The 12,315-nt window shown below is 57.0% G+C and carries 6 protein-coding genes; 4 read left to right on the top strand and 2 right to left on the bottom strand.

Annotation, left to right across the window (positions count from 1 at the left end):
* Nucleotides 1-891: 891 nt before the first annotated feature.
* The 4 genes from dctA to MTX21_RS32265 all read left to right on the top strand — a co-directional run bounded on the left by dctA (nt 892) and on the right by MTX21_RS32265 (nt 7,148).
* Nucleotides 892-2,202 (top strand): C4-dicarboxylate transporter DctA, encoded by a 1,311-nt coding sequence (dctA, locus tag MTX21_RS32280; protein ID WP_280968619.1) that lies wholly within the window; start codon nt 892-894, stop codon nt 2,200-2,202.
* A 1,118-nt stretch (nt 2,203-3,320) separates the two neighbouring features.
* Nucleotides 3,321-5,996, top strand: coding sequence for a PAS domain S-box protein (locus MTX21_RS32275; RefSeq protein ID WP_280971322.1), 2,676 nt, complete (start codon nt 3,321-3,323; stop codon nt 5,994-5,996).
* Nucleotides 5,993-6,676 carry a response regulator transcription factor gene (locus MTX21_RS32270; protein ID WP_280971321.1) on the top strand — a complete coding sequence of 228 codons (684 nt, stop codon included), beginning with the start codon at nt 5,993-5,995 and terminating at the stop codon, nt 6,674-6,676. The genes MTX21_RS32275 and MTX21_RS32270 overlap by 4 nt, the downstream gene beginning before the upstream one ends.
* Nucleotides 6,677-6,761: 85 nt before the next feature.
* Nucleotides 6,762-7,148 (top strand): response regulator, encoded by a 387-nt coding sequence (locus MTX21_RS32265; RefSeq protein ID WP_280968616.1) that lies wholly within the window; start codon nt 6,762-6,764, stop codon nt 7,146-7,148.
* A gap of 921 nt (nt 7,149-8,069) precedes the next feature.
* Here MTX21_RS32265 and MTX21_RS32260 read toward each other — a convergent pair.
* Nucleotides 8,070-8,897, bottom strand: a complete 828-nt coding sequence (locus tag MTX21_RS32260; RefSeq protein WP_280968615.1) for an Effector protein NopP — start codon at nt 8,895-8,897, stop codon at nt 8,070-8,072.
* Between the two features lie 453 nt (nt 8,898-9,350).
* Nucleotides 9,351-11,315 (bottom strand): beta-L-arabinofuranosidase domain-containing protein, encoded by a 1,965-nt coding sequence (locus MTX21_RS32255; protein WP_280968614.1) that lies wholly within the window; start codon nt 11,313-11,315, stop codon nt 9,351-9,353.
* Nucleotides 11,316-12,315 lie beyond the last annotated feature (1,000 nt).

Raw genomic sequence — 12,315 nt, 5'->3', positions numbered from 1 at the left:
ACGTGAGAGAAATTCGCATACACGTCGACGTCGCTGTGGCGTGGACCTAACGCTGTGTCAGATTTCTGGCATCTTTGTTGCCGAGCAGACAGCGAAGCCGCGCAACGAAACGGCAGAATTTGACGCCGCGAGAGATGCCTATTTGGTTTGTCGGCGACTCAAACGCCGCACTCGCCGCGCCGGTAATGGAACGGATCGTAGGAACCCTGCTCTTTGGCAGCAACGAACGATCTAGCTGAGCAATCATCGTAACGCTGCTTCTGCGACGCGGCAAAAGGCGCGAGGAGCCGAGAGCGAAGGCCGCCTCTCGACCAATCTGCCTAATGCGCATCGTTAGCACAGGCCTGGCGACAAATGCCCCGTGCACGAACGAGCTTTGCCGCTAGCGACAACGCAGTGCATCGATTCAAGATTATTGCCGCGCAATCGAGCTCCTAAACCAGGCTTCCATCGCGTGGATGAGTACAATCCAAACTATCAATTTTACCAATGTCACCTACTGTTGCATCCATCTCAGCAGTCGGCGCATATCGATCACGCTCGGGCCTCCATCCCGAGACGTGACTCCGCTAATGCGCCCAGCGATCAAGTTACGCGTCTCGCTGCAACTTTTTGTTCGACCTTGCGAACGCGGCCCGAGCACTCAAACCGATGCCGCCCGGAGACAGACGGATTGTCCGAGACTGCCTAATCGGGCGCACTTTGGGCATCTGGTGCATATCTTGCTTAACGAGAAAGGATAACGCAACTGAACGCCTGCCTTTGGAACGACGCGCCGGCTCTCGGAACCGTCCTTCAATCGGACATGGCTAAAATGATGAGTCTCGTATGACGCTGTCGTCTCTCACGACGCGGCGGCTCACATTCGAGTATATTCGGGAAGGAAGCGTCATGACCACCATGGCAACTGCGGCGCCCGCACGCGCGTCGCAAGCTTGGTATAAGATTCTCTACGTGCAGGTGCTGATCGCGATCTTGATTGGCGCCATGGTCGGTTGCTTATGGCCGTCTGTCGCGACCAACGACTGGGTCAAGGCGCTCGGTGACGGGTTTATCAAGCTCATCAAGATGGTGATCGCGCCGATTATTTTCTGCACCGTCACATCTGGTATTGCGCATATTCAGGATGCGAAGAAAGTCGGGCGCGTCGGCGTCAAGGCGCTGGTCTATTTCGAGATCGTCTCCAGCTTTGCCTTGGTGTTGGGCCTTCTTATGGGCAATCTGGTCCAAATCGGTCATGGCCTTGCTGTCAAGCCGGATGCTGCGGCGGTCGCCAATTACGTCAAGCAGGCGGAAGCCTCGAAGACCGTCGATTTCTTTCTCAACATCATTCCCGATAGCGTGGTCGGCGCCTTCGCCCGCGGCGATGTTCTGCAGGTTCTCCTGTTCGCGATCCTATTCGGCTTTTCGCTGATGGCGTTGGGAAACCGTGGGGAGCGGCTGCGAGGCATGATTGACGACGTCGCGCACGCGGTGTTCGGCGTGATCGCTATCATCATGAAAGCGGCTCCGATCGGTGCCTTCGCCGCCATGGCCTTCACTATAGGCAAGTTCGGGCCGGCAGCACTCGGCAATTTGATCGGTCTGATCGCGCTGTTTTACGCGACGGCGGCGTTATTTGTCTTGGTGGTGCTCGGTTTGATCGCGCGCCTCGTCGGCTTTTCAATCTTCAAATTCATTGTCTATATCAAGGACGAGATTCTGATCGTGCTCGGCACATCGTCCTCTGAAAGCGCGCTGCCGCAATTAATGGAGAAGCTCGAACGGCTGGGCTGCTCCAAGCCCGTGGTCGGCCTGGTGGTGCCAACTGGCTACTCCTTCAACCTCGACGGCACCAATATCTATATGACACTTGCGACATTGTTCATTGCCCAGGCACTCGGGGTCGATCTCACCTTTGGCCAGCAGCTCACGATCCTGCTCGTGGCAATGCTAACGTCGAAGGGAGCAAGCGGCGTCACCGGCGCGGGCTTCATCACGCTCGCTGCGACGTTATCGGTGGTCAACCCAGCGCTGGTGCCGGGCATGGCAATCGTGTTTTCGATCGACAAGTTCATGAGCGAGGTGCGCGCCCTTACTAACATCACCGGCAATGGCATCGCCGCCGTGTTCGTATCCTGGTGGGAGGACGAGCTCGAGCACGCGACGCTGCAGGCTCGGCTCAACCAGCCCACTGTTTCCAACACTATCGACACACGATGAGATAGGCCCCGGATGTTAACCGCCGCCGTTCGAAGACGCATCGAATGCAAGCGCAGCCACATTTCTCGTGGTTCGAATCGACACAGCCGACTTGACAGGAGCCGGAACTTTCTCGCGCGATCTCCAGTGGGCAACCCTTGCCCCGCGTCGCCCCCCGGCAGCCGCCCTCAAAAACATGCTAGCCTAGCAAAAGAGTAGGAGTTTTTAACAGTCATTTTCAAGCGCGTCTTTCGTCGCCTCGCTCCTGGCCATCTGAACGCTTCTGCAACATTTTGCCGGGCCAGATAACAGGACTGCGACAGAACGTGTTTAGCCGGACGGACCTAGGCGTTGGTCCGCCCACAATTGCCCATGTGCGCGGTCACTGCGTTTGCCTCGTCCGACCAACGACGTGGTAGCGATCTTGCTGACGCAACTCGTCATCCCTTGTTACGGTCCGCGCTGCCGCCTCAGATCGTGATGGGTGTGATCAGCACGGATAAGATGGCGCCTCGACAGAGCCGTGGCGGCTCGCACACGGCTAGTGTCGGTTCGGCGTCGCTGCGCGCGCTCGATTCCGGCCAACGACTCGGAGACAAGTCCTTCGCACTTAGGCGTGATGGCCCTAGGGCATACAAAGCAGTCGCGCAACTTCGCCTTCGTATCTCGGCACATGACCATTGCGCTTTCTTCCGCGTGACCGATCGTACCGGCGAGATGAGTGGTCCGGCAGCTTGTCTTTGTTTCCGGTTCGGCGAGGCGCGCCTGATTGTTCCGGCTCAATGTCTTGACTGAACTGCAGCCGCTGTCCTCGTGCGGCTGGCGTAAGGGCGTTGTCCTCGGCAGCAGCCTCGAGCGCCTGCCCGGAGTAATCGCCAGCGGAAGAAACCGGAGTAATCGCCAGCGGAAGAAAGCAGACATCTGAGCTTCGATTGCCCTCGTGTCAGCACGCCATATTGAAAGGTTTAGGACAACTATACGTAGGTCTGTGATGCATTTTTTCTCCGCGCGTGCTCAGTTCAGCACCAAGCAATCGATCTCGGAAGCGCTCGCCAGCGGGTGCTGGTGCCGAGTATCGCCCTATTTTTGCCTAAAATGTTATAGCTCTCCCGCCGGAGAACAGGCCGGACGGTATCAGAATGCGTAGCCAAATCAGCAGTTTAGAACATTCTGCCCTTCAGTTTACCTTCGGCAGCATAACGCTGGCCGTGGTAACACTGGCTTGCTTGTACCTTCACGCGCATTTCGCCGCGACGGCGTTCGCCTATTTGTTAGTGGTATTGCTGCTTTCTGTGATGGGCAGCTTCATCGCGTCGTCCGCGCTTTGCATCGTAGCCATCGCTGCTCTCGCTTACTACTTTGCGCCGCCGGCATTCAGCCTACGAATCGGTGACCCCCAAGATCTGCCGGTGGTTGTTGCATTCTTTATTGCCTCGATTGTGGGAGCGCACCTGATCGGAAAGCTCCGCCAGGAAAGAGAGGCTGCGCGTGTGGCTGCGGCCAAGCTTCAGCGGAGTGCGGCCGATTTGGAGGATCGCGAAAAACGGTGGCGCGCCATCTTCGAGCACAATCCGGCCATGTACTTCATGGTCGATGAAGCCGGCACTGTCCTCAACGTCAATACATTCGGCGCCACACAACTCGGCTATGCTTGTGCTGAACTGATCGGTCGATCCGTGCTGGACGTATTTCTCGAGGAGGATCGCGCGTTCGTTCGCGAATGCGTTCGGACGTGCCTTGAGGATGTCGGACAAACGCGCACGTGGGACGTCCAGAAAGTCAGGAAGGACGGCTCGGTGTTGTGGGTACGTGAAAACGCCAAAGCCATGCTCTGGGCCGATGAGCAGCCCATTGTCCTTATCGCCTGCGAAGATATCACGGAGCGAAGGCGGACCGAACTTGCCCTGCAGCGGAGCGAAGCACATTTGGCCCAGGCGCAGGAGTTGAGTCACACAGGCAGCTTCAGCTGGAACACCACTACGGGCGAGGCCTTCTGGTCAAAGGAAACATTTCGCATTTTCCAATTAGATCCTCAGACAGTGGCGCCGGGGCCGCAGCTCGTCGTTGAGCGCACTCATCCAGATGATAGGGCTTCGGTTAAAGAGATTATCGATCGCGCGATGCGAGACCCGAGCGATTTCGAGCACGAATACCGGCTTCTGCTACCGGACGGCTCGGTAAAGCACATCCATGCGCAGGCACGAGCGACGAAAACAGCCTCTGGTGACATCGAGTTTGTTGGGGCAGCTACGGATATTACGGCGGCGAGGCGAGCAGAACAGCAGCTGCGCCGCAGCGAGGCCTATCTGGCCGAAGCCCAGCATCTCAGTCACACGGGCAGCTGGTCCTGGGACGTCTACGGTCTAGATTTCGTGTATCGCTCCGCCGAGGTCGATCGTCTGTTTGGCTTTAGCCCACGAGAGCCGGTATCGATCGAGACCATTCGATCGCGCATCCATCCGGACGACTTGCCGCGGCTACAGGAGGTGCAGCGCCAAGCGATTGAACACAAGGAGGGGCGGTTCGAATATGATTTTCGTATCCTTCTACCGGATGGCGGGATAAGACGCATACACTCCGTTGCACATGTGGTGGTCGGCAGCGATGGTAACGTCAGCGAGCTGATCGGAACACATATGGATGTCACCGAGCAACACGCAGCTAGGGAACGCCTGGAAAACACACTTGCCGCGCTGCGCGAAAGCGAACAGCGCTTTCGCGACTACGCCGAAACAGCTTCCGACTGGCTCTGGGAGACCGGGCCGGATCATCAGGTCACTCACTTATCCGAGCACACCAGCGCTGCGGGAATTTTGGCGACAGGATTGATGGGCCTGCTTCGCTGGGACATTGCGTGCGACGTCGAAGAGGAGCCCGAGAAGTGGCGGCAGCATCGGGCGACGTTGGAGGCCCATCTTCCATTTCGGGATCTCGTCTACCGCACCGTGAATCGGACAGGATCTCCGATCTATGTCCGCACGAGTGGCAAGCCTTTTTTCGATGGAAAGGGCAATTTTCTCGGCTATCGTGGCGTCAGCACTGACATCACCGCTACCATTCGCGCCGATCAAGCCGAACAAGAGCTACGAAAGGCACAAGCGGAGCTTGCGCATGTAACGCGTGTAACGACCTTAGGAGAGCTGACAACTTCCATCGCCCACGAAATAAACCAGCCACTCGCCGCTATTATCAGCAACGCCGATGCGTGCCTCGGTTGGATGGGGCGGGAAGCTCCTAATCTTTCCGCTGCGCGCTCTTCGGTGGAGTGGATCATCGAAGACGCAATCCGGGCAAGCGAGGTGATCCGTCGTATTCGCGCGCTCGCGAAGAAAGGCGAGATTGAGATGGTGCCGCTCGACATCAATGAGGTCGTTAAGGAGGTCATTGCGCTGGTAACACGAGAGCTGGTGAGCCACCGAGTGACGTTACGAACCGAGTTGACGGCAGGGCTGCCTACGATCCTCGGCGATCGGATTCAGCTACAACAGGTAATCATCAATCTGGTGATGAACGGAATCGAAGCCATGGACGCGGTTACCGATCGGACGCGCGAACTGCTGATTCAATCATCAAAGGACGATGTGGGGCACGTCCAGCTTGCCGTGACCGATTGCGGCGTCGGCATCGCCGAGGACGACGCGGACCGCGTCTTGGATCCTTTCTTCACCACCAAATCGAGTGGCCTTGGAATGGGTCTTTCGATCTGCCGGTCGATCGTGGAAGCTCACGGAGGACGGCTGTCAATGGTCCACAAAAATGGACCGGGCGCGACCTTCGAGTTTGCCCTGCCGCTGCATAAGGAAGCCGTCTCGTGACAGGACGATTTGACTCGCCAGGTGAAGCCAGCAATGCCGAGGCCTCGACAAAGGCGATCGTCTTCGTCGTCGAGGATGACATCTCCATGCGTCGCTCGCTTACGAACCTTTTTCAATCGGTAGGATTAGACGTCATTGCATTCGGATCGGCGCGCGAAATGCTGCAGAGCACAATTCCGGACGTTATTAGCTGTCTGGTTCTTGATGTCCGGCTGCCGGGCTTGAGCGGCCTTGACTACCAGACCGAGCTCGCAAGGTTGAACATACATATTCCGATCATTTTCATTACCGGCCATGGCGACATTCCAATGACTGTCAGGGCCATGAAGGAAGGAGCGGTCGATTTTCTCAGCAAACCGTTTCGCGATCAGGAACTGCTTGATGCCGTGGTTGCGGCGACCGAACGCGATCGCAAAAGACGGGAGGCTCAGCAGATCGTCGCGAACCTACAGTCTCGATTTGAGAGCTTAAGCCCGCGCGAGCAGGGGGTGATGAAACTGGTCGCTGCCGGCCTGATGAATAAGCAGGTCGCCGCCGAGCTTGGGCTCGCCGAGATTACGGTCAAGATCTACCGGGGACACGTAATGAAGAAGATGCGTGCACGGTCGCTGGCCGACTTGATCAGAATGACTGAGACGTTGGGAATTCGCGCCAATCGTCCTGAACAAACCCAAGTATGATTTTACAATTTCATCGGTCGAGCCCACTTTTCGCCGAAGGTGGCTAATGCTTGCAGCCGCTATTCCCCCTTCAGGAGGGCTCGTCTTGCCCACGCCTTTGATTTCCGTCGTTGACGATGACGCCTCAGTCCGTGCGGCGACAGAGAATCTTTTGAAATCGCGTGGCTACATCGCCCAAATATTTGCGTCGGCCGAGGAACTCCTGAGGTCCCCGCAATTGAATGAGACATCCTGTGTCATTACCGATGTGCAGATGTCGGCTATGAGCGGTCTGGAGCTGTTGGCAGAGATGCGGACACGTGGTTACGATGCACCATTCATTTTCATTACGGCTTTCCCCAACGACCGCGTGCGCGCATCAGCGCTGGGCGCCGGCGCCATTGGCTTCCTCGCCAAGCCCTTTGCCGGACGAGCGTTAATCGAGTGCCTCGACACCGCGCTGAACGCGTATGACGGCCGAGGCGGCATCTGATGCAATCAACCTGCGGCTTGAGTTGATGTCCGATCTAAACGGTCCACGCGTCGATCTCGCCGCCGGTCTAGCTTTTCGCAGTCAAACACGCTACTTGCTCGAAAACGCGAGCGAGAGGCCAATTGCCAATTGTTGCCTGATCGATGCTTTACCGACTATCGCCGGGCGGCTACCGTGGTGCAGAACAACTTTATCGCTGCGAGGGCCGGAAGGGCAGTCAGCTCGACTCATACTGTAGGTCGACGTTCAAGGTAATGCTCACCCAAAGCAATCGACGACCCTAAGCACTTCTTAACTCGTCTGGATCACGGCTATATGCTCCATTCCAGAATGGAGCTGGCGCGAGAGCCCTCGACAAAACAAGAGAGTGGCTGTTCGCAGCCCGACTGCAGTGACGATGATAACGCAGCTTCGCCCAGCACAACCGCCTCGCGTCTTGTGTTGAGGCTATTCTGGCGAAAGAGCTCTGCACGACGCTCGTGCTCACGGCGTCGCTATGTCCGTTAACGCATGCCGGTCGTCTTGTCCATCGGGCGCCGCTTCGCGGTGCATTTCCTTGCCCACCGACTCACGGCAGGCTCCCATGCCCTTACCACTTCGTAGGCCGTCATCTGTAGGAGACTTCTGCCTCCAAGCCGTCCAACGTGCTCGGCGCAACACGCCCGGCCCCTCGGCGGCCGGGCGCACTTTGGTGGCACCCGATGCGGGTCCTCGCCGCAGCGAGCATTGTCGCAATTGCTTGCGCAGTGAGCCCCTACTTCCAACGCTCAAACAACTCAGCAACCGCTAAGCCAAGGAGCACTGGCAGTCTTCTGAGCCAACTCAGAGGAACTCTCAGCCGAAAAGGCTATAAACACAGAGGAGCCCGGAGCAGGCTAGATTAGTCTACTCCATCGGGCCCAATCACCGGTGATCCCATGGTCACATAAAATCATCCTCATAATCGTACGTTGAGGGGCTCGCTGGGATCTCGGTATCACTACCTTCACTGTCGTCAGCTTTGGAAAGATACCGCGCGGCAGTGCCTTTTCGCTGCCAGTCGCCGTCGCTATTCCTTACCCACTTGTCTGACTTCTCTGGGTCGAGAACCATGTTGTCGGCGTCAACCTCGACGAATCCCATCTTTGCCGCACGGGCTCTTGCTTCGGGATTGGCCGGACGCAAATTCAGCAGCGGCTGTTCGCCGTCTATTCGAAGCTGATGCTCGAGGAGGATATCGCCAGCGTTCTCGACAAGCGGATGAACGACTTGAAGATCCACAGTAGAGGTAGTCCCGTGGCGTCCAGGAAATAGCTTCTTCCACCTTTTGACGTCGAACTCGGTCATGCTGTCACCGCCTTCCATTCTTAGAAGTCCGACACTCTTGTTGCCCAATTGGTAGCTGAAGTATCGCGCATTCTCGGAATCTCGGGTTGTCCCGTAGTCTTTGGCAACTTCTGCAGTTCGCCTTGCCTTGGCGGACACGAAGTCGGAGTACTCTTGGGGGTTGTCGGCGATGTAATTGATTTCGTCGCCGTGATAGGCCTCCGCGGCTTTTCGGAATGACTGACGATCCCTGAACTCTATGATGGGAGGGGTTGAAACGAGCGAATACGGTCTTGTTGCCGAAGATGAACTGCCACTCGAGCCAGATTCGGCTAAGCGCATATTGGCGAACGCATCCGCAAAGTTGTCTGCGTCCATTTGCTCATCAGTTTCGGCAAAGTGAGAGGATTGGAAGTAGGACGAGCCATTGATCCGATTATACATGGCGATTGGTGCTCCCGTCGGACATACATTTCCGCATCTAGCTTAGGCTTGTTAAGCCCAGCGGCGCTGATAGGGAGCTTGGCTTACCAAAACCTGACGTGGCCGCCCTCACGTTGGCTTGTCATAGGGCTTCCTTCTGAACGACACGGCGGCACACGCTCGTGCCATTGGCATTCATCAGGTTTTGATGAGAGGCCGCGAACAGCTCCGAGGAAGCGCCTCTATTAGGAATTTGGTTGATCGCTGATTGACCTGCTGACGCCAATCGGATCGTACTCTTTTCGGAGTTCCGCCGCGGCCGCCTCATATCCAGGTTTTCTTTTCAACGTTCCAGTGGAGCTCGCGGACCGCCTTCCATAGATTGGCCGATTTCCAGACTTTGAGCAACGATATCGCCTGCCCCAGAAACATAGCCTAACGTCGACTCGTGGAAGCGCGACCGCGCGTTCGGCGTCAACGCTCATTTACCCAAATCCGCATTTCGCCTTCGCCGCGGTTAGCCCAGCTGAACCACGGAATGAATGTCAGCCGCTGCGGTTCTAGCTGTCCAGGCATTTTGTCGTATTGATAAAGCGCCGCTTCTTCAGAATGCGTGTGTTGCAACCGCGCCCCGCCGGCCTGCAGCAAGATCTTGCCACTAAAGAGACCAGTTCCTTCGATAAGGGAAAACTGACTGTCTGCACCAAGCCAAACGTTGTGCAACTCGTTCCCGTTGTCGGCCTCCTCCAGACAATAAATTAAGGGGCCACGCTGGATGGCCACCTTGCCGGCCAAATTGCGAAGTTGTGGATGGCCGTATACGCGACGCACTTGCATTGGCAGCGATAGTTTGACGCGATCTCCCTGCCGCCAGGTTCGGTGAATGTGCAAATAGCCCTTGCGCGGCTCGCAATTCACAGGCTCGCCGTTCACGCTCGCCTGCGGCGCGCTGCACCATTCCGGCAGGCGCAGGGCGAGCGTGTGGGCAATTGGCGGCGCAGATTCGACGGCGATTTCCACCTCGTCTCTCCAGGGATAGCTGCCGCTTATGAGCAACCGCAGCGCATGTCCGTCGACGGATATTGCCACCCTATTACCAACGTAGAGATTTACATAGAGCGCGTCGGTGCTGGGCGTGTAGATGTAATGACCAATCGATGTGAAAAGGCGTGCGATGTTCGGTGGACAGCACGCGCAGCCAAACCAGCGTCGTCGCACCGGCGAGACGTGATTGTAGATGCCATTAGACCTCAGCGTTTTGGGATGCACTTCGAGCGGGTTAACATAGAAATAGTGACGCCCGTCGAACGCGATACTGCCGAGAACGGTATTGTAGAGCGCACGCTCCATCACGTCGGCATAGCGACCGTCCAGTTCCATCTCCAGCATACGGCGCGCGAACATCATCAGGCCAATCGACGCGCAACTTTCCGCGTATGCCGTGTCATTTGGCAAATCGTAATCGCTGCTGAACGCTTCGCCGGCGCCTTGCGAGCCGATGGCTCCGGTAATATAGATCTGGCGCTGGACCATGTTTTGCCATAGCCGTAGGCAAGTTTTGCGCTGCTCCTCGTTCTGGCGCAGACGCGCGAGATGAGCTACTGCCGTCATGAGGTATACAAAACGAACCGCGTGACCGGTTGCAGTCCGCTGCTCCGAAAGGGGCAAGTGCGCTTGGCTATACGCTTTGTTCTTTATCATCCAAGGCGTGCCATCGGATTTGGGCACGCAGGATTGCTGGCGCTTCTCGTACTCAATGTCGTAGAAGTGTGGCTCCGTGCCACGTTGCTCCAAGAAATAATTGGCTAGCGTGAGATATCGCTGCTCCTTTGTCGCTTCGTAGAGGCGTGCCAACGCAAGTTCGATTTCCGGATGGCCATCATAGCCGTGCAACTGATCGCGCTCTGGGCCGAAAACTGTGCAGAGGTGGTCAGCAAGCCTGCAAACGACCTCCAGCAATCGCCGTTTGCCAGTCCCCTGAAAGAATGCGACACCCGCTTCAATCAAGTGGCCAGCGCAATAAAGCTCGTGGCACTCCGTTAGGTTGGTCCAGCGCTCCTGAGGCGCGTTCAGTATGAAATAAGTGTTGAGATAACCGTCGCCGCCTTGGGCGGCCGCAATCAATTCAATCAGCTCATCGACGGCTTTCTCCAGGTCTGGATTTGGTGCCTGGCACAGCGACCATGCAGCCGCCTCAAGCCATTTTGCGACGTCACTGTCCTGAAAAACCGTGCCATGGAACTCGCCCCTCGCACGTCCTGCAGCAAGGCGGAAGTTCTCTACCGCGTGACTCGGTATCACCTCGGGATTGCGATCGTTTAGTACCTCCCATTGGTAGGGAATTGCCACTTCCCTGACCAACTGCTGGCATTGCCCAATCAGTGGATCCGAGACCTGTAGGTTGTGAAGATCGACTTCGGCCACATTGCGATCATTCATCGCGTTCCTCCTTGGAGTGTGGCGAGCGGAGACCTAGCCTGCCAAGCCACCTCACCACGATTGCGTTGTTGAGCTTGTCGCCCTGAGATTTGCGGCTGCACACTCGTACTCTCGGTGCGAGGCTTCAAAACGATAGAAATGGAGAGGCTGCCCTAAGGCGCGGTCCTCCCAGACATGCGTTGACAGCACGTTCGAGGAGCGGGACAGCAAATCCCGTGCCCAGAATGAGGAGCGGTTATTCTGGTCAACCAGATCTGCGGCTCCTCGGTAGGAACCGGATGCGATCGCTGGCCCACCAACCGGAGTTGCCAGTCGCGCTAAATCCCGCGTCGCCAGCTAGGCTGGTAGATCCTGCTATACGAGCGGGTCGGCCGCTGGAGTATATAATGACTAATAGTACTCTCCTGCCGCTACAGCCGGGGGCGCCGCGTCCTTCCGGTGCGGCGCCGCCCTGCACTCAGTTTTAGGCCCTCGAACTTGCGCGGGAATGTCAGGTTTCTAACAATCCATTTGATGACACGTAGCAGCTGGGAGGGCCGCGGTAGCGCGTATGGTCCAACCGGATTGCGTGAGCCGCTGCTACGCGCGATCTAAGCGACAAACCGAACTGCTAATCCTAAGCTATCGTCCCCGGGGGGTCGAAGTGCATGCTCAACGTGCCCGACATGGGGCGGATGCTGGCAATCAAGAAAAGTCAGTTGTCGCGCGTATGCGCTCCCAGTGAATAAGCCACGACGGAGCGACCCGAAGCTGTTGTGTGCACCGACTTGCTCGTCGGCTTCGGCAAGGTGGGAGGATGAGTTAGAGAATATCTTTTGTGCATCGAGCTTCAGGCTGATTTGGCCCTGCAAAGCAGATAGCAGGCTGGGTAACCTAGAGCCGACTTGGATCTCCCAATTGTCCGTGATTCCCACTTGTTATCGACCGGTCCGCTTGACGACAGGAAGGTAACGCTCGCTCCCATTGGCGTTAGTCGGTTGACGATGATGACGCAAGCAAG

Source organism: Bradyrhizobium sp. ISRA430, assembly GCF_029909975.1.
Classification (GTDB): Bacteria; Pseudomonadota; Alphaproteobacteria; order Rhizobiales; family Xanthobacteraceae; genus Bradyrhizobium.
Note: the sequence above shows the minus strand (reverse complement) of the source record. Positions and strands in the feature narration are given on the sequence as shown.

What these genes read in the sequence shown, in the direction of transcription:
- dctA (WP_280968619.1), top strand. Translation starts at nt 892, where the DNA reads ATGACCACCATGGCAACTGCGGCGCCCGCACGCGCGTCGCAAGCTTGG.
- MTX21_RS32275 (WP_280971322.1), top strand. Translation starts at nt 3,321, where the DNA reads ATGCGTAGCCAAATCAGCAGTTTAGAACATTCTGCCCTTCAGTTTACC.
- MTX21_RS32260 (WP_280968615.1), bottom strand. Translation starts at nt 8,897, where the DNA reads ATGTATAATCGGATCAATGGCTCGTCCTACTTCCAATCCTCTCACTTT.
- MTX21_RS32255 (WP_280968614.1), bottom strand. Translation starts at nt 11,315, where the DNA reads ATGAATGATCGCAATGTGGCCGAAGTCGATCTTCACAACCTACAGGTC.